This window comes from Clostridium sp. OM05-6BH, assembly GCF_003481635.1.
GTDB lineage: Bacteria > Bacillota > Clostridia > Lachnospirales > Lachnospiraceae > Butyribacter.
Genome location: NZ_QULH01000001.1, coordinates 525,028 through 547,262, shown reverse-complemented (window position 1 = coordinate 547,262; position 22,235 = coordinate 525,028). Strand labels below are relative to the sequence as shown.

The 22,235-nt window shown below is 45.0% G+C and carries 22 protein-coding genes and 3 pseudogenes; 15 read left to right on the top strand and 10 right to left on the bottom strand.

Going from position 1 to position 22,235, the window contains the following annotated elements:
• Window positions 1-58 precede the first annotated feature (58 nt).
• From DXB73_RS02520 to DXB73_RS02460, 12 genes and pseudogenes are all read left to right on the top strand, one after another.
• Window positions 59-433, top strand: coding sequence for a TnpV protein (locus DXB73_RS02520; protein ID WP_001129922.1), 375 nt, complete (start codon window positions 59-61; stop codon window positions 431-433).
• A gap of 366 nt (window positions 434-799) precedes the next feature.
• Entirely contained in the window at window positions 800-2,719 is a 1,920-nt protein-coding gene (gene tet(O) / locus DXB73_RS02515) for a tetracycline resistance ribosomal protection protein Tet(O) (RefSeq protein ID WP_117477955.1), read from the top strand.
• Window positions 2,720-2,769: 50 nt separating this feature from the next.
• Entirely contained in the window at window positions 2,770-3,990 is a 1,221-nt protein-coding gene (gene tet(40), locus DXB73_RS02510; protein ID WP_109215034.1) for a tetracycline efflux MFS transporter Tet(40), read from the top strand.
• Between the two features lie 599 nt (window positions 3,991-4,589).
• Window positions 4,590-5,099 carry a sigma-70 family RNA polymerase sigma factor gene (locus DXB73_RS02500; RefSeq protein ID WP_105116765.1) on the top strand — a complete coding sequence of 170 codons (510 nt, stop codon included), beginning with the start codon at window positions 4,590-4,592 and terminating at the stop codon, window positions 5,097-5,099.
• Window positions 5,100-5,193: 94 nt separating this feature from the next.
• On the top strand, window positions 5,194-5,619 hold the full coding sequence (locus DXB73_RS02495; protein ID WP_000323895.1) for a sigma-70 family RNA polymerase sigma factor: 426 nt from the start codon (window positions 5,194-5,196) through the stop codon (window positions 5,617-5,619).
• A gap of 83 nt (window positions 5,620-5,702) precedes the next feature.
• A pseudogene (locus DXB73_RS02490) lies at window positions 5,703-6,177 on the top strand (sigma-70 family RNA polymerase sigma factor).
• A gap of 154 nt (window positions 6,178-6,331) precedes the next feature.
• A complete protein-coding gene (locus tag DXB73_RS02485; protein ID WP_001170964.1) occupies window positions 6,332-7,357 on the top strand; it encodes an AAA family ATPase in 1,026 nt (341 codons plus the stop codon).
• A 524-nt stretch (window positions 7,358-7,881) separates the two neighbouring features.
• Window positions 7,882-8,847, top strand: coding sequence for a MobV family relaxase (gene mobV, locus DXB73_RS02480; RefSeq protein WP_001820668.1), 966 nt, complete (start codon window positions 7,882-7,884; stop codon window positions 8,845-8,847).
• Window positions 8,848-8,855: 8 nt separating this feature from the next.
• Window positions 8,856-9,710: a ParB/RepB/Spo0J family partition protein gene (locus tag DXB73_RS02475; RefSeq protein WP_000743700.1), complete on the top strand. Its 855-nt coding sequence runs from the start codon at window positions 8,856-8,858 to the stop codon at window positions 9,708-9,710.
• 45 nt (window positions 9,711-9,755) lie between these two features.
• Window positions 9,756-9,986: a PC4/YdbC family ssDNA-binding protein gene (locus DXB73_RS02470; RefSeq protein ID WP_001206986.1), complete on the top strand. Its 231-nt coding sequence runs from the start codon at window positions 9,756-9,758 to the stop codon at window positions 9,984-9,986.
• Window positions 9,987-10,057: 71 nt separating this feature from the next.
• Window positions 10,058-10,249: a hypothetical protein gene (locus DXB73_RS02465; RefSeq protein WP_001820669.1), complete on the top strand. Its 192-nt coding sequence runs from the start codon at window positions 10,058-10,060 to the stop codon at window positions 10,247-10,249.
• A 54-nt stretch (window positions 10,250-10,303) separates the two neighbouring features.
• Window positions 10,304-10,495, top strand: a pseudogene (locus DXB73_RS02460) (recombinase family protein); the annotation flags it as partial.
• Between the two features lie 7 nt (window positions 10,496-10,502).
• Here the strand turns inward: DXB73_RS02460 and DXB73_RS02455 are convergent.
• The 6 genes from DXB73_RS02455 to DXB73_RS02425 all read right to left on the bottom strand — a co-directional run bounded on the left by DXB73_RS02455 (window position 10,503) and on the right by DXB73_RS02425 (window position 15,207).
• Complete coding sequence (locus tag DXB73_RS02455; RefSeq protein ID WP_002604471.1) at window positions 10,503-12,176, bottom strand: recombinase family protein; 1,674 nt, start codon at window positions 12,174-12,176, stop codon at window positions 10,503-10,505.
• A 77-nt stretch (window positions 12,177-12,253) separates the two neighbouring features.
• The gene (locus DXB73_RS02450) at window positions 12,254-12,427 is read right to left on the bottom strand and encodes a transposon-encoded TnpW family protein (protein ID WP_002604472.1); all 174 of its coding nucleotides are present in this window, start codon (window positions 12,425-12,427) and stop codon (window positions 12,254-12,256) included.
• Window positions 12,428-12,885: 458 nt separating this feature from the next.
• Window positions 12,886-13,128, bottom strand: a complete 243-nt coding sequence (locus DXB73_RS02440; RefSeq protein WP_002604473.1) for a helix-turn-helix domain-containing protein — start codon at window positions 13,126-13,128, stop codon at window positions 12,886-12,888.
• Window positions 13,112-13,549 (bottom strand): sigma-70 family RNA polymerase sigma factor, encoded by a 438-nt coding sequence (locus tag DXB73_RS02435; protein ID WP_002604474.1) that lies wholly within the window; start codon window positions 13,547-13,549, stop codon window positions 13,112-13,114. Before DXB73_RS02435 ends, DXB73_RS02440 begins: the two co-directional genes overlap by 17 nt.
• A 469-nt stretch (window positions 13,550-14,018) precedes the next feature.
• The gene (rlmN, locus tag DXB73_RS02430; RefSeq protein ID WP_006774449.1) at window positions 14,019-15,005 is read right to left on the bottom strand and encodes a 23S rRNA (adenine(2503)-C(2))-methyltransferase RlmN; all 987 of its coding nucleotides are present in this window, start codon (window positions 15,003-15,005) and stop codon (window positions 14,019-14,021) included.
• A gap of 16 nt (window positions 15,006-15,021) precedes the next feature.
• Window positions 15,022-15,207 carry a cysteine-rich KTR domain-containing protein gene (locus DXB73_RS02425; protein WP_003431289.1) on the bottom strand — a complete coding sequence of 62 codons (186 nt, stop codon included), beginning with the start codon at window positions 15,205-15,207 and terminating at the stop codon, window positions 15,022-15,024.
• A gap of 398 nt (window positions 15,208-15,605) precedes the next feature.
• On the opposite strand from DXB73_RS02425, the gene DXB73_RS02420 reads away from it, so the two are divergent.
• The 3 genes from DXB73_RS02420 to DXB73_RS02410 all read left to right on the top strand — a co-directional run bounded on the left by DXB73_RS02420 (window position 15,606) and on the right by DXB73_RS02410 (window position 17,759).
• A complete protein-coding gene (locus DXB73_RS02420) occupies window positions 15,606-15,962 on the top strand; it encodes a helix-turn-helix transcriptional regulator (RefSeq protein ID WP_044942672.1) in 357 nt (118 codons plus the stop codon).
• A gap of 199 nt (window positions 15,963-16,161) precedes the next feature.
• Window positions 16,162-16,491 carry a plasmid mobilization relaxosome protein MobC gene (gene mobC / locus DXB73_RS02415; protein WP_002584958.1) on the top strand — a complete coding sequence of 110 codons (330 nt, stop codon included), beginning with the start codon at window positions 16,162-16,164 and terminating at the stop codon, window positions 16,489-16,491.
• On the top strand, window positions 16,452-17,759 hold the full coding sequence (locus DXB73_RS02410; protein WP_117500818.1) for a relaxase/mobilization nuclease domain-containing protein: 1,308 nt from the start codon (window positions 16,452-16,454) through the stop codon (window positions 17,757-17,759). The genes mobC and DXB73_RS02410 overlap by 40 nt, the downstream gene beginning before the upstream one ends.
• Here the strand turns inward: DXB73_RS02410 and DXB73_RS02405 are convergent.
• The 4 genes and pseudogenes from DXB73_RS02405 to DXB73_RS02390 all read right to left on the bottom strand — a co-directional run.
• A pseudogene (locus DXB73_RS02405) lies at window positions 17,710-18,435 on the bottom strand (conjugal transfer protein TraE); the annotation flags it as partial. The gene DXB73_RS02410 and the pseudogene DXB73_RS02405 sit on opposite strands and share 50 nt — an antisense overlap.
• 72 nt (window positions 18,436-18,507) lie before the next feature.
• Window positions 18,508-18,903 carry a plasmid mobilization relaxosome protein MobC gene (locus DXB73_RS02400; RefSeq protein WP_117500819.1) on the bottom strand — a complete coding sequence of 132 codons (396 nt, stop codon included), beginning with the start codon at window positions 18,901-18,903 and terminating at the stop codon, window positions 18,508-18,510.
• A 340-nt stretch (window positions 18,904-19,243) separates the two neighbouring features.
• A complete protein-coding gene (locus DXB73_RS02395) occupies window positions 19,244-19,663 on the bottom strand; it encodes a response regulator transcription factor (RefSeq protein WP_173821045.1) in 420 nt (139 codons plus the stop codon).
• 206 nt (window positions 19,664-19,869) lie between these two features.
• On the bottom strand, window positions 19,870-22,032 hold the full coding sequence (locus DXB73_RS02390) for a 3'-5' exonuclease (RefSeq protein WP_117500820.1): 2,163 nt from the start codon (window positions 22,030-22,032) through the stop codon (window positions 19,870-19,872).
• Between the last annotated feature and the right edge of the window lie 203 nt (window positions 22,033-22,235).

The window sequence follows — 22,235 nt, the reverse complement described above, 5'->3', positions numbered from 1 at the left end:
GATGTAGGACGGATTTTGCGGACATTCAAAATAAAAAAGAATGTGGAGGTAACAGACAATGGCAAAATCATTATTTGAGGAACTGGGCGGCAAATACGAAAGGCAAGGGGATTATTTGATACCGTGCTTAACTGTACCCGCCGAAGAAGAACAGGCAATAGGCATCTGGGGGCAACGGCATTTAGATTATCTAAAACAGTACCGTAAAGTTACATACACCAATCTTCTTACAAGCGGCAGGCTAAACGCCTACCTTGCCGACATCAACAGACAGGCACAGGAACGCTTTGAAAGGCTCATAGAGGGTATGAAACAGGCACAGGGCATAACGGAACAGCTAAAGGCAGAAAACGCCTTAGAATGGACAGGATGCCTCAATAACATAAGGGCTTGTGCGAGGGAGATTGTGGAAAAGGAAATTATTTTTGCATAAACAGATGATTAGTGGCAGGGGGAAATCCTGCCGCTTTTTCTGCTTTAGTTTGTCAGCTTGACAAATAAAGGGTTAAGGAATATAATTAGATTCAGTATTATACAAGGAGTTAATAAATATGCGGCAAGGTATTCTTAAATAAACTGTCAATTTGATAGTGGGAACAAAAAGTAGCAGTCCCGTTTCACTTTTAATATGGGGCTTAGTTTTTTGTACCCAGTTTAAGAATACTTTTATCATGTAATTTTATATGCCCGAAAACATATAAGTGTTTTGGGGCTATTGGAGTTATTTACCCAGTGATAGGAGTATTTATCACTGGGTATTTTTATGCCCTTTTTTGGGTGTTGATAGGAGGAAAATCACATGAAAATAATTAACTTAGGCATTCTGGCTCACGTTGACGCAGGAAAGACAACATTAACGGAAAGTTTATTGTATACCAGTGGTGCAATTGCAGAACTAGGGAGCGTAGATGAAGGCACAACAAGGACAGATACAATGAATTTGGAGCGTCAAAGGGGAATCACTATCCAGACAGCAGTGACATCTTTTCAGTGGGAGGATGTAAAAGTCAACATTATAGATACGCCAGGCCATATGGATTTTTTGGCGGAAGTATACCGTTCTTTATCCGTTTTAGACGGAGCAGTATTATTAGTTTCTGCAAAGGATGGCATACAGGCACAGACCCGTATACTGTTTCATGCACTACAGACAATGAAGATTCCGACAATCTTTTTCATCAATAAAATTGACCAAGAGGGGATTGATTTGCCAATGGTATATCGGGAAATGAAAGCAAAGCTTTCTTCGGAAATTATAGTGAAGCAAAAGGTTGGGCAGCATCCCCATATAAATGTAACGGACAATGACGATATGGAACAGTGGGATGCGGTAATTATGGGAAACGATGAACTATTAGAGAAATATATGTCAGGGAAACCGTTTAAAATGTCAGAACTGGAACAGGAAGAAAACAGGAGATTCCAAAACGGAACGTTATTTCCCGTTTATCACGGAAGCGCTAAAAACAATCTGGGGATTCGGCAGCTTATAGAAGTGATTGCCAGTAAATTTTATTCATCAACGCCTGAAGGTCAATCTGAATTATGCGGGCAGGTTTTTAAGATTGAATATTCAGAGAAAAGGCGGCGTTTTGTTTATGTGCGTATATATAGCGGAACATTGCATTTGAGGGATGTTATTAGAATATCTGAAAAAGAGAAAATAAAAATCACAGAGATGTGTGTTCCGACAAACGGTGAATTATATCCATCCGATACAGCCTGCTCTGGTGATATTGTAATTTTACCAAATGATGTTTTGCAGCTAAACAGTATTTTGGGGAACGAAATGCTGTTGCCGCAGAGAAAATTTATTGAAAATCCTCTCCCTATGCTCCAAACAACGATTGCAGTAAAGAAACCTGAACAGCGGGAAATATTGCTTGGGGCACTTACAGAAATTTCAGATGGCGACCCTCTTTTAAAATATTATGTGGATACTACAACGCATGAGATTATACTTTCTTTTTTGGGGAATGTGCAGATGGAAGTCATTTGTGCCATCCTTGAGGAAAAATATCATGTGGAGGCAGAAATAAAAGAGCCTACTGTTATATATATGGAAAGACCGCTTAGAAAAGCAGAATATACCATCCACATAGAAGTCCCGCCAAATCCTTTCTGGGCTTCTGTCGGGTTGTCCATAGAGCCGCTCCCTATTGGAAGCGGAGTGCAGTATGAAAGCAGAGTTTCACTTGGATATTTAAATCAATCGTTCCAAAATGCGGTTATGGAGGGGGTTCTTTATGGCTGCGAGCAGGGGCTGTATGGATGGAAAGTGACAGACTGTAAAATCTGTTTTGAATATGGATTGTATTATAGTCCTGTAAGTACCCCCGCAGACTTTCGGCTGCTTTCCCCTATCGTATTGGAGCAGGCTTTAAAAAAAGCAGGGACAGAACTATTAGAGCCATATCTCCACTTTGAAATTTATGCACCGCAGGAATATCTCTCACGGGCGTATCATGATGCTCCAAGGTATTGTGCAGATATTGTAAGTACTCAGATAAAGAATGACGAGGTCATTCTGAAAGGAGAAATCCCTGCTAGATGTATTCAAGAATACAGGAACGATTTAACTTATTTCACAAATGGGCAGGGAGTCTGCTTGACAGAGTTAAAAGGATACCAGCCAGCTATTGGTAAATTTATTTGCCAACCCCGCCGCCCGAATAGCCGTATAGATAAGGTTCGGCATATGTTCCACAAGTTAGCTTAACAGCTTGCAAAAGTCATATAAAATGAGATTTGAAAGGAGAATGTAACTTCATGTTTGCTAAAAATTCAAAGGCATATTCTGTCTACCTGCTGTTCCGATTTGTCTGTTCCCTGGCGGTTTCTATGTCCACAGTGCTTTCCATCGTGTACCACCTGGAGGTGGTGCAGCTGGATGCTTTCCAGCTTGTCCTGGTAGGGACGGTTCAGGAGACCTCCTGCTTTCTGTTCGAGATGCCCACCGGTGTGGTGGCGGATTTGTATAGCCGTCGGCGCTCGGTGCTGATTGGAATGTTCCTCTACGGCCTGGGCTTTCTGATGGAGGGTGCGCTACCGTGGTTCGCGCCGGTTCTGCTGGCCCAGGTTGTCTGGGGTTGCGGTGATACCTTCATCACCGGCGCTCTGGAGGCGTGGATTGCCTCGGAGGAAGAGGACAAACCCATAGACAAGGTGTTCCTGCGGGGCAGTCAAATGGGGCAAATCGGCGGCGTTCTGGGCGTGGTGCTGGGCACACTGCTGGGAAACATAAACCTGCAAATGCCTCTCATCTTGGGGGGCAGTTTGTGCTTGTTGTTGGGGCTGGTGATGGTTCGCATCATGCCAGAAACCAACTTCTCCCCTGCTATTGAGGAACGGCAGGGCTTGCTTAAAGACTTTGTCTGCCTGTTCAAGCTCAACCTGGGCTTTGTGAAAGGCGCACCTGTGTTGCTGGCGCTCTTAGCAATCACACTATGCGGGGGACTTGCCAGTGAAGGCTTTGACCGGCTCTCCACCGCTCATTTTCTGGATGACACGGTAATACCCGTTATCGGGCCGCTGAACAGCGTCACTTGGTTCGGTGTTATCAGTCTTATCGGCAACGGCTTAGGTATTCTGGCTTCTCAGTTGCTCATCGCCCGCATGGAGAAAAAAGGGACTGTCAGCCGAACCAGTGTGGTCATGTCCACCAGCGCCGGGTATATCCTGTTCCTGGTTCTCTTCGCGGTGGGGCGGAGCTTTTGGTTCATGTTGTTGGTGTTCCTGCTGGCGGGGCTTATGCGCACCATCAAGGAGCCTGTGCTGGCCGCCTGGATGAACGACCAAGTGGATGAGAAAATGCGCGCCACAGTCTTTTCCACCAGCGGACAGCTGGACTCTTTCGGGCAGATCATCGGCGGGCCTATTGTGGGGCTGGTAGCCCAGCAGGTGTCCATACCCTGGGGGCTGGTCTGTACCGCTTTCCTGCTGTTGCCCGCGCTGTTCTTAGTGCCGGTGGCGGGAAAGAAGCGGGATTGATATGGCATAGTTAAGTTTACTGACGAGCGGGAGATTACTTCCGCTCGTCTTCATTTAGTAGCGCAAAATTTGAGGACTCTTTATTTCCTTATTCGGTATAGCGGAGGCGGCTGTCAATTCGACATAATTTTCTTGTGATACTTTACCGTACATGAGCATTTGTTTCGTATTTGAAAGAACAAACTCACCAAATAAAAAAAACGATATTCGGGTGGGTTATTTTGTTATACCCTAAATTACCCTCTGAATTTGTTTTTAAATTTGGAGGGATTTTTTTATGTCCTTTTTTCGGGCAGTTATCTATCTGCTCATACGAAGCAAAATTTATCAATACATAGCATATCAGAGAACGGCAGGAAACCAGTTAAAAAAATTTCTGCCAGTGCAACGGTACTTCTCACCTTGAAAGTAGAAGTACAATCTCCATACAATAGAATTACTATTTCCTATAACCGTAAAGGTCACAGAGCCTTTGCGGTTTTTCTTTTGTCGATTTTTGTTGGAAAGTGCCGTAGGGCTGTTTCTGATATGCGGTGTCGTTCTCCGCCTCTCCATCTGGATTTTTTACATTTCAAAAATTCAGATGGGAGGTATTTATGGTGAAATATGCACCAAGAAAGGTATATATCAGAGAAAGTGGCGGCTATGTGGAATTATCCTACACGGAGTTCTGCCGTTGCAGGGAATCCGACCAGACCTATATGGACAAGCTGTTTATCCCCATTCAAGGCTGTCTGCTTGAAGTCGTGAGGGAGCAATACACAGACTTCTACCGTGACAAGGAACGGTGGCGTTATCTGCAAAAATTAGATACAAAGAATAGACTGCTATCTCTCGACGGATTTACGGACAGCGAGGGGAATCCTCTGGACTTTATCACTGATGAAGCGGTGGACATTGCAGAAACCGTTGTCAATGCGGTCATGGTGGACAGGCTGAAAGCCGCCCTGCCTTTGCTGTCGGATAGTGAACAGGAGCTGATACAGGCAATCTTTTTTGACGGACTTTCCGAGCGTGAAGTCGGGGCGAGGTTGGGCATAACCCAGAGCGTTGTAAACAAACGCAAAGCCAGAATCCTAATAAAACTAAGAAAGATAATAGAAAATTAAAATTTAAGGCGTTCAGCCCCCTTGTTTTTTCCTTTGGGAAGATGAGGGGGCTTTTCTCTGCCCTCTCAATCAATTCTGATTGGAGGAAGTAAGAATGGCATACAACCACGGACGGGAGGACAGGAAATGGCGTATCTGGAAAGAAGCGGAGGAAAAGCTGCTGCGTGAGTGCGGCGTTGATGAAGCGACCATTGAGCAGATACGCATGGCGGACAGGGCAGACTTCAATTCCAACAGGCGGTTTTACCGATGGACGAATGACGTTGCGGAATATCTTGAGGACATGGCAGGCAGGGAGCGGCAGGCGGAAGTGGGTACGGTTGCGGAGTTACTGGAAGAGATTGAGAGCGAAAATCTCTATCAAGTATTAGTCACGGTGGACGGGCGTACCTTGAAAATCGTCCTGCTGAAAATGCAGGGGTATTCCACAAAGGAGATTGCCCCGCTTGTGCATTTGACGACTGGTGCCATCTATGCGAGGTTAGACCATCTGCGGAAGAAGCTGCGGAAAATTTTATAGCTTCTAAAACAGCCTGCCATCCTGCGGGCTACTGGGTGAGGGATGGAAATCCCCTCACTCATTTTTTGCAGGAGGACAACAGGATGGCATACAGGGTTAAGGCATACACGCTTCGGGAGGAATCCACGGAAAGCGGCACAAGGTATTTTATCAGCTTTAAGGACGGGCAGGGCAAATCCCACGAGTTGGAAGTGTCGGAACAGTTCTTTATGGAGTTTCGGCAGATGGAGCGCAGGAACAGGAATCTTTTCTAATGGGACGAGCGGCACAGGGAGTTTAACGAGGTATGGGACGAAACCCTTTACAGACGGGCGTTGCGTGTGCCTAAGAGCCTTGATGAACGCATGGTTGAGGAAGAACGGAATGAAACGCTCTATAAGGCGGTTGGGAGCCTTCCAGAGATACAAAGGCGGCGTTTCCTGCTCTACTACGAGTATGAGTTCAATTTTTACCAAATCGCCGCTATGGAGCATTGCACCGCTTCGGCAATACAGAAATCTGTTGCGATTGCAAAGGAGAAAGTAAAGGCGGAAATTGAAGAAATATCTCCAACCGTGACCGACACCGCCCGAAAAAGAAATCTGTTTTTTATTTGTGTGGGATTGGCGGCATTACATACTCTCACTTTTTTCCGTGGGAGTAAATCTATTTTTAAGGAGGTCAACGCCTATGTGCAACGAAAACAAAGACACCGCCCGAAAGGAGGAAAGCCATGCAGAAGTTACAGACAGTCAACGCCGAAACGCTCCTTTATGAACCGCTTGAGAAACCATCCTTTGTGGTGGACAGCCTTATCCCGACAGGCTTATCGCTGTTCTGCGGCTCACAGAAGATAGGCAAAAGCTGGCTCATGCTGAAGCTATGCTTATGCGTGTCGCAGGGAATCCCTTTATGGGATATGCCGACAATGGAGGGCGATGTGCTTTACCTCTGCCTTGAGGACACGTTCTGCCGCATACAGGACAGGTTATTTCGTTTGACGGACGAAGCAAGCGGGCGGCTCCACTTTGCCGTGGCAAGCTGCAAGCTGTCAGACGGTCTTATCGTGCAGCTTGAAGATTATCTGAAAGATTACCCAGACAGCAGGCTCATTGTCATTGATACCTTGCAGAAAGTCCGTACAGCTTCAAAAGACAATGCCTATGCAAGCGACTATGGGGACATCTCCCTCATCAAAGACTTTGCCGACAGGCACTCTCTGGCGGTCATTGTCGTACACCACATCCGAAAGCAGAATGACAGCGACGTGTTCAACAAGGTGTCTGGGACGACAGGATTAACGGGGAGTGCGGACGCTACCTTTGTTCTGGAAAAGGAGAAACGTGCGTCTGACACCGCCAAGCTGTATGTGACGGGCAGGGACACGCCTTATCAGGAATACACGCTGCGTTTCCGTGATTGCCGTTGGGAGCTTGTGGAGCGGAAAACGCAGGAGCAGCTTGCGAAAGAAACGATACCAGATGTCCTTTTTCGGTTGGTGGATTTTATGAGGGATAAGGAAGAATGGATAGGCACGGCAACGGAACTGTTAGCCGCTATGGGGGAAACGGAAACCATACCCACGGTGATTACGAAATGGCTGAATGAATACCGCACCACATTTTTAAGCGAGAACCGTATCTGCTACCAGTACAGCCGCAGGAAAGACGGCAGGCGGATTGCCCTTGCAAGGAGGGCGGGTGACAGCGGTGATGGTGGTGACAGCGATATTAGGATACCCCCCTGTTACTGTCATTGACGCTTAAAGCCATGTAAAGCTGGCGGCTCTGCCCTGCGGGTGACAGCAGTGACGGTGGTGACAGTGATTTTAGGATACCCTGCCGCTGTCATCCCTACGGGAGAACACCCCGTAAACGCAAAATGCAGGCGTGAGATTTACTCGCCCTTTTCGGTCGTGTAAAACCACCCCTGCGGTCAGAAAAATCATTCCGATTTTTCCGACTGCGTTTACAGGGTGTAACACACTACACTTTGCCCTGCAAAGTCGTGTGCCAGACGTTCCCTCTGGACTCCCTTAAGGCAGGGCTGTGCCCTGCTATCCTACGCCTTACGGCTTCGGATAAAAGAATGGCGGCATGACGGTGACGGCTCTTGCGAGGGGGGTATCCCAAAAACACCGTCATCATCGACATGACCGTCATGCAGGGGGTGAGGGTGACAGTTGCGGCAGTCGGCAGGGGGTATCCCAAAACTGCTGTCACCACCGTCACCGCTGTCACCCCAAAGGACGGTCACCCGCCGAAAGAAAGGAGGAATCCGCCTATGCCTTATGCAATCCTGCGTTTCCAGAAACGAAAAGCGGGCGGCGTTGCGGCTTGTGAACGCCACAACGAGCGGAAGAAAGAAGCCTACAAAAGCAACCCAGATATAGATATGGAACGCTCTAAAAACAATTACCATCTCATAGCACCACCAAAGTACACCTACAAGAAAGAGATTAACCGCATGGTAGCCGAAGCGGGGTGCAGGACAAGGAAAGACAGCGTGATGATGGTGGAAACGCTCATCACAGCTTCACCAGAATTTATGAACCAGTTACCGCCCGAAGAACAAAAAGCGTATTTCCAGACGGCTCTTGACTTCATTTCGGAGCGTGTTGGAAAGCAGAATATCCTCTCCGCTGTCGTCCATATGGACGAGAGAACGCCCCATATGCACCTCTGCTTTGTGCCGATTACGCCAGACAATAAGCTGTCAGCGAAAGCTATCTTAGGCAACCAGAAATCATTATCCGAGTGGCAGACCGCCTACCATGAGCGGATGTCCTCACGGTGGAATCAGCTTGAACGGGGGCAGTCCTCAATGGAAACCAAGCGGAAACACGTCCCCACATGGCTCTATAAATTAGGCGGCAGGCTTGATAAACAGTATGAAGAAATCGTGTCTGCCCTATCCGACATCAACGCCTTTAACGCAGGGAAGAAAAGGGATAAAGCGTTAGATTTACTCTCTGCATGGCTGCCAGACGTGGAGAAATTCTCTAAGGAAATCGGGAAACAGCAGGCGTATATCGACAGTTTGAAAGAGAGAATTGGGCAGGAATCAGACTATGCGGGGCGTATGCGTGATGAAAAGTACGAGCAGGAACTAAAGGTGCAGAAAGCGAATCAGAAGATATTTGAATTGCAGAGAACCAACGAGCAGATGGGGCGGCTGCTGTCAAAAATACCGCCCGAAGTGTTGGAAGAATTGCAGAAAAATCATAGAAGCAGAGCGAAAGAAAGGTAGATATGTGAATGAAGAAACAGGATTTTAAGGTGTTAAAGACCAAAGACTTGTACCCGTTCCCCGACAATCCGTTTCATGTGGCAGAAGATGAAACACTGTCAGAGTTAGCGGAAAGCATCAAGGAATTTGGCATTGTCACGCCGATAATCACACGCCCGAAAGAGGACGGGGACGGTTATGAAGTGATTGCAGGACAGCGGCGTGTCCGTGCTTCTGAACTTGCAGGGATAAATACCGTGCCTGCGTTTGTCCTGCCCTTAGACCGTGACCGAGCCATCATCACCCTTGTAGACAGCAATTTGCAGCGTGAGAATATCCTGCCATCGGAGCGGGCGTTTGCTTACAAGATGAAATCCGAAGCCATGAAGCGGCAGGGTTTCCGCACAGACTTAACCTCGTCACAAGTTGTGACGAAGTTGCGGACGGACGACAAGGTGGCACAGGGCTTCGGCGTGGGCAGGATGACCGTGCAGCGTTTTATCCGCCTGACGGAACTGATACCGCCGATTTTGCAGATGGTGGACGAGGGGAAAATCGCCCTCACGCCTGCGGTGGAACTGTCCTTCTTGAAGAAAGACGAGCAGGAAAACCTCTTTGCCACGATGGAGAGCGAAGAAGCAACGCCCTCACTCTCACAGGCACAGCGGATGAAACAGTTAAGCCAGAGCGGGCGGCTTGACATGGATACGATATTTGCGATTATGACGGAGGAAAAGGGCAACCAGAAAGAAACCTTGAAAATCAACACAAGCAAGCTGAAAAAATACTTTCCGAAGAACACAACGCCGAAGCAGATGGAGGAAACCATCATCAAACTTTTGGAGCGTGAGTTGCAGAGGAAACGCAACCGTGACAGCCGCTAATCTTCTTTTTTCGGGAAGTAAATACAGAGAGTTGAGGTATGGAGAATGAGAGAAATCCAGTATGAAATCGTAAAGGAAATCGCAGTATTGTCTACGGGCGACAGTGGCTACACAAAGGAAATCAATCTCATTTCATGGAATGGGAAAGAGCCGAAGTATGACATCCGCAGCTTTTCCCCGAACCGTGAAAAGTGCGGCAAGGGAATCACGCTGAACGCTGATGAAGCGGCGGCACTCCTTAAAGCATTACAGAAAGAATTAAACAGCGAGGATTAATGGTATCTGATTGGCAGGGCGGGGACATTTCCAAACTCTTCCCTGCCCTGTCTGGAAAGGAAGATTTAAGTATGGGCGAGGATAAGAAAGCAGATAAAAAGAGAAAGCGTATCGTGCCAAAAGCACCAGTGCAGATGATAATCAGCCGTGAATATGTCGGCACACAGACCGTTACAGAAGCGTTTGTCCCGATTATCTCCGAGGATATTCGGAAGAAGATTGCCGAGGGCGACACCTTCGACAATGAGGGGCTGTCCGCTTAGAATGTACGCAATGGGACATGAAAACAGATAGGACAGATACGGAGGTTTTACAGTATGGCAGGAATCAAAGAAGAAAAGAAAATCTATTTAGTCGGCATTTATTGCCGCTTATCTAAAGACGATGGTACGGATAACGAGAGTGCGAGCATTGCGACACAGAAATCCATCCTCACGGATTATGTGAAAAAGCAGGGATGGCACATAGCAAAAACGTATGTGGACGATGGTTATTCTGGTACAAATTTTGCTGGGGTTAGATAGCGATACTTTTTACATCTACCATGTTGCGGCGGTCATGGTTGACAACTTGCGTCGGCTCCTGCTCGGTATCAACCTGTCCGACAAAGCTATAATGGATTTCGATTTTCCGGGTGTTGGTTTCCCGGTCTAATTCATGTATCAAAATACGGTCGATAAACTCATGGACGTTTTCATAGGTCAATTCCTGTATGTCGCTGTATTTCCCGACAATCTGAATAAACCTTGATATATCCCTTTTTCGCTCGGTAACGGTTGCGATCTGCTGTTGTAACTCGTCTATCCTTGCGGCAAGGGATTTCTTTTCGTCCTCATAGCCGGAAGTTAGAAACACAAACCGTTCATCTGTCAGTCTGCCTAATGCGTTGTCCTCATACAGCTTGCGGAAAAGCGTGTCAAGTTCGGTCATACGCGCCTGTGCTTTGAAAAGTTCCTTTTGCTGCTGCGCTAATGCCTTTCTCGCTTCCATGTCGCCGTACTCGGTAGCTTTACAGATAAAGTCCTGTTCGTGTTCCTTAACATACCGCAAAACCCGCCGCATATCTTCCAGCACTAAATCAAGAAGTACGTTTTTGCGGATATAATGAGAGGTACACTCGCTGCCTGTCCTTGCCCTGTTGCGCCATGCGCCGCAAGAATAGGAAAACTTGCGCGGCTCGATATTTACGCCCTGTTGGTAATACATCTTATGTCTGCAACCAGCGCAAAACAGCAAGCCGGAAAAAATATCAATCTCCGCTGCTTTTGTCGGGCGGTGGCGGGTAGCAATCCGCTTTTGCGCAAGTTCAAAGGTTTCCTCGTCAACAAGCGGCTCATGGGTGTTTGGGAAGAAATAGCGTTGTTCTTCTTCGTTCTTCCGGGTCTTTTTCGACTTGTAGGATACCTTGTGAGTTTTCGCGGTTATGGTATGCCCTAAATATTCCTGCCTTGCTAATATGTCATAGAGCGTTTTGTCCGGCCAAGTATAGGGGGCGATCATTGCCCGCTGATACCGCGCCTGTCCTGTACGCTGATAGCGCAACGCTCCAATCGTCAAGACTTTGTTTTCCGCAAGCCATTTTTGGATTTCGCACATACGCACGCCGCTAACAAACATAGCGAAAACCTGTTTGACAATCGGCGCGGTTTCCGGGTCGGGTATAAGGTGGTGGCGGTTGTTCGGGTCTGGGATATAGCCGTATGGATATTCCCCGTTGACGCGCTCGCCTTTTTGCGCCTGTGCCTGTTTAACTGCGCGGATTTTCTTGCTTGTGTCGCGGGCGTAAAACTCGTTAAACCAGTTCCGCAAGGGGGTAAACTCGTTATCCTCCCGCGCTGTGTCAACTCCGTCGTTGATCGCGATATAGCGTACTCCGTTTTCGGGAAATACAATCTCTATGAGTTCGCCCGTTTTCAGATAGTTTCTGCCAAGACGGGAAAGGTCTTTGGTAATGACCGTCGCCACTCGTCCGGCTTCCACTTCCTGCAACATCGCTTGCAGCCCCTCGCGCTCAAAACTCACGCCGGAAAATCCGTCGTCCACAAAAAACTTTGTGTTCAAAAAATGGTGTTCGTCCGCATAGCGTTGAAGTATCATTTTTTGGTGCTGTATGCTTCCGCTTTCTCCGGCTTGCATATCCTCTTGACTTAAACGGCAGTAAAGGGCGGTGATTTTATTCGACTGTAACATTAGTCCTCCTTTCCGACAGCCGAATAAACAGGTATAATGTGTTGCTATCATTATACCATATCCCGCCGCCTAATGCACTACTCGGACGCTAAAAATCCCGGATTTCCGGGCTTTTTCTGCAAATCCTTTACAATGAGTTTCTCAATCTTTTTATGGATTGTATCGGTTGCCTTTTCACTCGGCAACGCTTGAACAAGATAGGTGATTTTCCCTATTTTGCGTTCGGTTGTAATTGTCTGTTTTTTATCCATTAGAAAAACCTCCTTTTCCTGTATGGATAAACTATATTCGTCAAAAGGCAAAAACGGGCGGTTGTTAGCTGCAACCTCACGGGAGTTTCACCCCGGCCCATGCTTATGGGTGCGCCGCGCAATACTTTGAGGGTGTTCAACGCGGGAGTATCATTGTGCCGCCTTGTATGTCGTCGCCCACAAGCTGCTAAACCTGTTTTACGGCGCGGTAGTTCTCGCTCGGCTTTTCCCCTATGGGGAAAAGCTGTCATGGCGTACCCGCCGACTGGCTCGGTACAGACGGAATGTACCCGTTTGCCTGTTATGCTGCGCACCAAAGGCCGCTTTCTTTGTCAAAGAACAATAGGCTTTGTCGGCCTGCAAAAGCACATCAACAGCGGATATGCTTTTGCGGAACGACAAATAGCCCATAACGGGAAGCGTGGAAAGGGGACACGCTCCCCGCATGGGCTAAAAGATTATCCTACATGAAAAGCAAGGGTGCGGGTAATAAGGCGCACTTGCAGCCTGTTACGCATTTCCTCGTCCACATAGGAATAGGTATTGCCCGCGTCGTCTTTCAGCGTGCGGGTACAAAGTTTCGCTATGTAACCCTCGTAGTGCTTCAAGATCGCGCACATGGCGGTTGTGTCGCCGTTTGCCGCTGCGGAAATGACAGGGAACGGCAACAGATTTTCAGACTTCCTAACGGTATTCATCATCTGCTTTTCCCTCCAAATACTGTTTGATTTTCGCAAGCGCGGATTTCCTGTGCCGGAAAACCGTCGTGCGTACAACATTCAGCAGTTCGCCAATTTCCGCGTCGCTCATATCCAAGAAGTAGGACAAAAGGATAATGTCGCGTTTCCTTTCGGGCAAAGCGTTAAGGGCTTCGGCAAGCAGTTCATTTTTGACGAGTACATCAAAGCCGGACACTTGAAAACGGAAATAATCGCTTTCGTATTCGTCCGTTGTGAAAAGCTGCGCGAGTTCGCTTTCGCTCAAATCCGAAAAAGTAACTTCGCGTGCTGCGCGTTTCGCAAGAGTGCGGCGGTGGCTTTTCGCTTCGCCGACCAAAGTTTTCTTTGCTAATGCGTCGTACTGATGTTGTATTCTTTCCTTGTCGGAAGAAGATAGCTCCATAGAGTTCACCTCCTTCCCGCGTGGAGTAGAGGACGGGAGTTAAGGGCTTGTCCTCTCTGCCCCTTTCGCTCCGTACCCGTTCGGGAGATGGCTCTTGAGTGCGCTTTTCAGAAAAAAGTTGAAAAAAGCAAAATGCGCCCGTCCGCAAGACGCGGACGGGCGCAAAGGAAATGTAAGCAGTAGCTAAATGTATTGACAGTTCACATTCATAGCCGGAATATCCCGCTTGCGGAGCATAGCTTTTTTTGACCGCAAAGCATTAGGCGGGTTACAGTAAATAAAAATGGACACGGCGATACCTCCCCGATACCGCCGTATCCTTAAAAAAGGGCGACTTTAATACACTACCCGCAATCCATTCTATAATAGGGAACAGCGGCTTTTGCGCAATATTAAATAAAAAAGCCGATAACACATAGGTTTTTTGACCTAATGCGTTATCGGCTCTGCGTCTATGCGTCTGGCACTTTTAATCATTTTTTTTGAATTTATTATATGTGTTAGCTAACTGTCCACAAGCCGCGTTAATCTCTCTGCCATGAGAAACTCTCATAGTAACTTCAAGTCCTGCTTGCTCTAATTGATGTTTGAATGCAACTATTTCCCGTTTCTGTGGTGCTTTAATTCTTGAATTGCTTGTTGGGTTGTATTGTAACACGTTAATCATAACTTTTTTGCCCCGAAACCATTTTGCAAGTTGTCTTACATCTGAGGGCCGGTCATTTATACCCGGTAAAAGCAAATACGCAAAGACAATTTTGCGATTATGCCTTTCAGAATAGGATAAGGCTTGCTTAACAACATCTTCAATAGCATATATGCGCATGTGAGGAATAATACGATTTCTTGCAGATTGTGTTGCTGCGTGTAAAGATATTGTCAACTGAATTTTAAGATGTTCCTCGCGCAATTTTTTTAATTGATCGACCGGACCAACTGTTGATATGGTAATGCCGTCGGTTGGAAAGTTGAGCCCATATCTATCTCGGAGAATATGGATTGCTTTTATCAAGTTGTCATAATTGAATAAAGGCTCTCCCATACCCATAAAAACGATACGGTTTACTTTTCGACGCAACAATATAATCTGTTGTACGATTTCTGACGATGTTAGATTACGAACAAAGCCATTTCGCCCGGACTCACAAAAAATACAACCAACAGGACAACCGACTTGTGTGCTCACGCAAACAGTTCCACCATCTCGCCGCTTGATAAAAACCGTTTCAATGTATTTGTTGTCTTTCAGTTCGTAAACATACTTTTCAGTATCACTGCTTTTGCAAATATTTTTTACCAACATTGATAGATTTTTTTTGCGTGGTAATTGCTTATATAATTCTTCATATAAGGCTTTTGCTTCATTCTCGCCAATAACTTCCGACATTTCTTTGTAAGTAAATCCGTATGGATCATTCCGTACTTCCGCAGGCGTATATTTAGGTAAACGTTTCATTTTTATATCCTTTCTTCTAAATAATAAAAGTTTGTTTTTCTGTATTTTTGATTACAATCTCTAATTTTTCTACATCAATGATATGCGTCAATTTGCATTTAGGGCAGAAAAGAGGAAAATCTTTTAATACAGTATTATGAAATACTTGAACTCTCGTCTTTCCGTTACAAATCGGACATTTTATCCAATATTTTTTAAGCATTATATTTCACTCGTCCTTTTTACACAAAAAAATGCAGGTCAATCCTCAACATGAGCATTGACCTGCATTTATAATGCACAGAGCAGTACAACAAAACTAAGGCAGAGCTTGCACTATGTCTATACTATATCTATACGTCGTTAGTTTTTTGTATAGCATCCGCAAAATAAGCATGACAAAAAAGCCCATGTTGAAAATGGGAAAATCCTTTTTTTCAATGCTTATCTAATACGCATGCTATGCAACATAAACGCCGCCTCCTTTTACATAAATTTTATTTTATCAGAAAATCAGTCTACTGTCAATACACAACAGGAAGTATTTAACCTAATGATATGAATTGTGTGGACATATCCAAAAAGAAAGGTGAACTGTAAAATGTAACAGGGTGAATGAAAATGGCAAAAAGACCCGTACCATTGTACGACTTTAAGGCTTTCGGGGCAGCTATAAAAGCCGCGAGAAATGAATACGGCGAGAGCCGCAAAAAGGTAAGCGACGAGTTATATATTTCCCCGCGCTACCTTGCGAATATCGAGAACAAGGGACAACAGCCGAGTTTACAGGTATTCTATGACCTTGTAACCCGGTATCATATTTCGGTAGATCAATTTTTCTTCCCGAACAGCAATGCGGAGAAATCCACCGGGCGGCGGCAGCTTGACGCGCTGCTGGACGGTATGAGCGATAAAGGCATACGGATTGTAACCGCAACGGCAAGGGAGATAACAGAAGTCGAACAAGCAGAGGACTAACCTCACAATATGGGAAGCAGGAGATTGCAGCGCATAGGGGCTGCAATCTTTTTTTGCGCCAAATTAGAAAGAGAGTGCAACAAACGCTGCCTTTGAAACGGGATAAGGAGTAGATAGCAAGCACAGCAAACGAGTACCCGTTTGCGAAAAGTGCTTGTTGGGATAATCCCAAACCCTTATACCGAAAGGCGGTGCGGAAATGGAAAACCGAAAGAGAAATATACAGATGAAGTTTTACGTTACGGAAGAAGAAAAGCGGCTGATCGACGAGAAGATGAAGCAGCTTCCCATAAAGCAGTATGGGGCATACTTCCGTAAAATGGCGATAGACGGGTATATTCTTGTCGTTGACCGAAGCGACACAAAAGCATATATCCGGGAACTGCAAGCGGTGAGCCGGAACATCAACCAGATTGCAAAACGCGCCAATGCGACGGGGACGGTTTACAGGCAGGATATAGAGGACATTAAAAAGGCGGTGGACGAGATATGGCGGTTACAAAGACGCACCCTATTAAATCAACCTTAAAGGCTGCGATAGACTATATCTTAAATCCCGAAAAGACAGACGGGAAGCTGCTTGCGTCCTCTTTCGGCTGCGGGCTGGAAACCGCCGATATTGAGTTTGCATGGACGCGGGAAGCTGCCGGAGATCGCGGCACACATTTAGGGCGGCACTTGATACAATCCTTTGCGGTGGGAGAAACCACACCGGAAGAAGCGCACAAAATCGGCATGGAACTTGCCGGGGCGGTATTAGGCGGCAAGTATGAGTTTGTTTTGACAACTCACGTCGATAAAGACCATCTGCATAATCACTTGATTTTCAACGCGGTTAGCTTCGTTGACTACAAAAAGTACCATTCCAACAAGCAAAGCTATCACTTTATCCGGCGCACCAGCGACAGGATATGTAAAGAGCATGGGCTATCCGTCGTCGTACCGGGACAGGACAAGGGAAAAAGCTATGCAGAATACACCGCCGAAAAGCAAGGGACAAGCTACAAAGCAAAGCTGAAAACGGCGATAGATACTCTCATTCCCCAAGTGAAAGATTTTGACGAACTGCTGCGCCGCTTGCAGGAAATGGGGTATGAAATCAAACAGGGCAAATACATTTCCTTTCGCGCTGCCGGACAGGAACGGTTTACCCGCACAAAGACGCTCGGCGCGGCCTATACGGAAGAAGCGATAAAGGAGCGTATCAAGGGCGTGTATGTTGCCAAAACAAAAACGCTGCGGGAAGATAAGAAAATCCGGCTTGTCGTCGATCTTGAAAACAGTATCAAAGCCCAACAGTCGGCGGGCTATGAACGGTGGGCAAAAATCCATAATCTGAAACAGGCTGCTAAAAGCATGAACTTCCTAACCGAAAACAAGATTGAGTATTATAGCGAACTTGAAAGCAAGATAGCCGATATTATGACCGCCCATGACGCGGCGGCAAGGGCGGTTAAGGACGTAGAGCAGCGTATGTCTGATTTGTCGCTGCTTATCAAGCACACGACCACATACCGACAATTAAAACCGATTTACGAGGAATACAAGAAGTCGCGGGACAAGGAAAAGTATCTGCGGGGGCATGAAAGCGAAATTATCCTGTTTGAAGCTGCGGCAAGGGCATTAAAGGAAATGCAGATAAAGAAGCTGCCCGATCTCGCCGCGCTGCGCAAGGAGTATAGCAGCTTAAACGACAGAAAAAGCAAATTGTATGAGGATTACCGCCAAGCGAAAAAGCAAATGCAAGAACGAAAACGGCGGTGCTGCTGGTCGTCAAGCCGCGCTGGATATGGATAAGGTTTTCCCCCAACGGGATAGAGGACATAAGCCCCTGTTCCTGCCGGTAGTCAAGGCGGGTCAAAATGCAGTTGTATTTCTGCGCGATTGCCGCCGCTCCAAATACTTCGTTATCCAATTTCTGCTTGGTATCTGCAAGGTTTAAGACAAGCAGCGTAAGCAGAAACATTCTTTCGTTGCGGCTCTGCAAATCGCGGAGTAGGTTTTTTGCTTCCCCGCCGTAGGTGGCAAGGTCGGACGGAATAATATCCATGTCGTAGCCGCTGCGGATTGCTTTTTTCTGTTCCTCGATTTTCATACGGTCAAGGTCGGTAATCTTGCGCTTAATCGTCTTGATTGCTTCGTTGTGGTCGATACTCTGAATGTGCAGATTGACGATAATCCCGTTTTCCGCGTCCATGAAGTCGGCAAGCATACGGTCGGAGAGTTCCGGCGCGACGATCTGCAAAAAGGAAACTGCGCCAAACTTGCCGCCCATTTGAAACATTCGCCCGTCGCCAAATCGGAAAGAGGACGGCGCGATAAAGTCTTTGACAGAAAGACCGCTTGCGGGTAGCCATTCCCACGCAAAGTTAAAGCGTTCCCCGTCCGGGTGGAAAATCCCATGCAGCACTTCAAGACGCTGTTTCCCGTCCAATACCCGCGCCGCCGCGCCGATCACCTTAAAATGGTTGAGGGTGTGGGCTTCATGGTAAACTCGTCATGTTCAAAGGTTAGGTACTGCTCGGCAGCTCCATAGTCGGCATTTTTAGAGCTGATATGTTTGAATGTTGCCAACGGCTTCACCTACTTTCTGCAAGACTTCAAACTTCAAGGCGGCAAGCTCCGCTGTGGCGGCTCGTACCTCTTGGGAGAGGGCGTTATAGGGTGCGCCGTACTCGTTCAGACAGCGGGCAATCTGGTTTAAGTTGCCGCCGATTTTCCCGTATTCGGCTGTGAGTTTCCCAACGGCAGAGAGTAACTCATCATTGACCGGGGAAACAGTAATGACCGGGCGTATGCTTGACTTAATGAGGGCTTGTCGGATAAATTCGGCTTGGCTCATTTTGCAGAGGGTGACACGCTCGGAAAACTCGGCGTATTCTTCCTCGGTCAAGCGTGTCTTGATTACCCGGCTTCGGTGGGGCGTGTTGTATCTTTTCATGGCTGTGAACCTCCTTTCGTGGGTGGATTTTTTCAAGCGGCGCAAGCCGCAAAAGGCGGGCTTGGGGTGGCAACCCCAACAAGATTCCCATAGGACAAAATGAGCCGGTAGGCGAAATTTGGTACTGTGGTAGAATCTTGCTCTAAGAAAACGGCGAAACTCCCCCTTTACTCCTTACTACGCAGAGAAATGCAAATATGGCAAAGTTTTGAAAAACTTTTTGATAAAACTTTTCGACAAAGCTGGAAAATCAGCGCGGTTTTTGGCGCAAAAAAACAGGAAACCTTTTCTGATTTCCTGTCATGGTATGCCGCTGTAACGGGCGGCGGTTATTCTGTTGTCATTCCCCGGAAGCAAACTTGTAGCCCATACCTAAAACGGTTTTTATGTAAATGGGCTTGCGGCTGTCCGGCTCTATTTTTTTCCGCAGGTTGTAAATCACATTTGCAACGCTTGACTGGCAGCTTTCACTTTCCATGTTCCAAACGGCTTCAAATATTTGTGTCCGTGTGAGGACAATGCCGGGGTTGGAAGCAAGATATACAAGGGTACTGTATTCAAGGCGGGTAAGGCTTACTTCCTCCCCGTCTTGAAATACCCGGCGTTGGTTCTGCTTTATTTCCAGTCCCGGAAAAGATAACACGGAAGCGGTTGTGATCTGCATGGGTTCAATCTGTATATAATCAGATATTGCCGATATGATTTTGTCAATCGCTGTTTCCTCTTGTTCGTTAAGTGTCAGCAGTAGTAATTTCCCCATGTTCATTACCTCTTTTATCCGTTGAATTTAAACTATATTTTTCTGTCGTGTTTTTGACAGTAAGCAACAAATATATATGATAGAGAGCGTAATGTCAATTTAATGCCATTAAAAGAGAAAGATGGTCTGTCTAATTATTATCATTTTGTTCATATGCACTTACGCTGCGTTTGGCATTTAGGCAATTCAATATATTGTAAATTTATCTATATCAGCGGGCTAACCTCATTTTCACAAAATAAGCTAAGTTTGTGAAGCGCTCTTGTGCAGGCAACATATAAGAGGTTTTTATCATCTTCATCATGGTAGTTTTGGCTATCTGCATCACAAATTAAGACAGTATCAAATTCTAATCCCTTTGACATATATACTGGTAAGATAAACACGCCTTGTAAATCTGATACGCTCCCATTTTTAATTAATTGAATATCAAGTTTGTGTTTAATTTTATTAAATAGATAGGTTGAATTTTTTTCGGTTTTACAAATTAAGCATATCGACTGAAACCCTTTCTCTTGGCATAATTTTATTTCCTTAACAATTTCATCAATGAAGATTTCGGAATTATCAGCAATATATACTTTTGGGCTATCGCCATTCCGATTAAAACTTTTTATCTGTGAACTTTGTTCAATGAACTTTAAACTAAAATTTAAAATTTCATTCGTACAACGGAAACTTTTATCCAACATAATAAGAGAAGATTTTTTCTTGTTCAATATTTTTTGAATTTGTTCGTAGAAAGAAATATCTTCTTTTTTGGCAAGAGTCTGTTTCATATCTCCTAAAATAGTAAATTTGGCATTAGAAAAAAGCAAATTAAATATTTCATATTGGAGAGGGTAGTAGTCCTGTGCTTCATCAATGACTACCTGCTTAATATTTTTATATTTATTTGTTCCGTATATTTTTAAATACAAATAAGCGATTGCTATTGCGTCATCATAATACAAGCTGTCTGCTTCCAAATTTTCCTTAGTATATTTCCAAATATTTTTTATGTTTTGTGACGGATTGCTATTTTGCAGCAGGCTATAAAAATAGGCTTCATTGCTAAATAATATTTTATATAATTCAACAATGTCAATTTTTATAAATTTCTGTATTTCCTGCTTGATTAGATTTTTTTCTTCTTTATGCCCCCGCCCTTTTCCTGTTCCAAATATTTGTTCTAAAATATAATCTTCTAATTGTTCTAATTTTATGCCTAATGGTGTTTCTGGTCTTCCTAATATCTTGTCTTTTAGAATTTGCCCGCTTACAACGCATTTTCCCTCATAATAAACATCTTCAAATTCTATCCACTGGCGGGGTATATCAATGAGAAATTGGTCTAAAATTTCCCTAAAAAAACTTGACGTTTTAAATTCTATACTATTTCTTGAAATTTCCTTGTATTTTGAATTGACAATCAAGTTTTCTAAAAAATCATTTCTTGACTGAATTTTCCTGCCATTTAATAACTCACTAAGTATATCTTCAAACACGGAAGAAATAACATTATCTTCTCCCAATTCGGGCAATACATTTGAAATATATTGCTCAAATATAGAATTTGGGGAAATAATCATAATGTTATTTGCGGACAGCTTTGTTTGTAAACCTTGATACATAAGATAAGCAGCCCGGTGGAGAGCAATAGAGGTTTTTCCACTTCCCGCTACACCCTGTACCATTAGCAGGTCATTTTCCATATCTCTAATAACCACGTCCTGTTCATGCTGAATTGTTTCAACAATAGCTTTCATTTTAGCAGTAGTGTTTTGTGACAGTAATTGCCTTAAAAATTCATCAACAATCTGAACATCTGAATCAAAAAAATATTCCAGTATTCCGTTTTTTATTTCATATTGGCGTTTCAAATTGAGTTCACCTGTTACTCGTCCACATGGAGCGTCATAAAACGCTTCGCCTGTCATAAAACGATAGAAAACACTGGCAATCGGCGATCTCCAATCATAAACATACATCTCTTGATAGCTGTTTTTTCGTAGAGAAGAACGTCCAATGTATATTTTTTCAAATTCGTCCTCATCATCAAATTTAAAATCAATTCGGGCAAAATAGGGCGATTTTATCATCTTTTCTAACAGAAGTATTTTATGTTCTTCTTCTTCATAATCTATAATTTTGTCTGTAACAGGATTGATATATTGGCTTAATTCAACAAGTGCCTCGAAACCGTCTGATGTGTACAGTGATGTAATGCCGTGTTCTGTATTTTCACGCACATCTTTTTTGGCTTCGATAATTTCTGATTTCTTTTTGTCTGCCGCTTCTTTTGCCTGCTTTAATTGTTCCTCGGCTAAAGAGATTGTTTGTGCTAATCTTTTTTCTTCAAACGCTTTTTCTGTCTGATTATTCCCCATAATGATTATGACCTCCTTGAAAAATGAAAGAAAGTTTTACTGAAACATTGCTAGGCTAGTTTAGCATGTGTCAGCTTATATAAACAGTCTTGTATTTATAAAATTTGTATGGTATTATTATAGTGGGAAGAAGTATGTTAGATATTTGATTTCTGCAAGCATATCAATTCTAATACGGACGTGTAATTTAAGCAATAAACAAA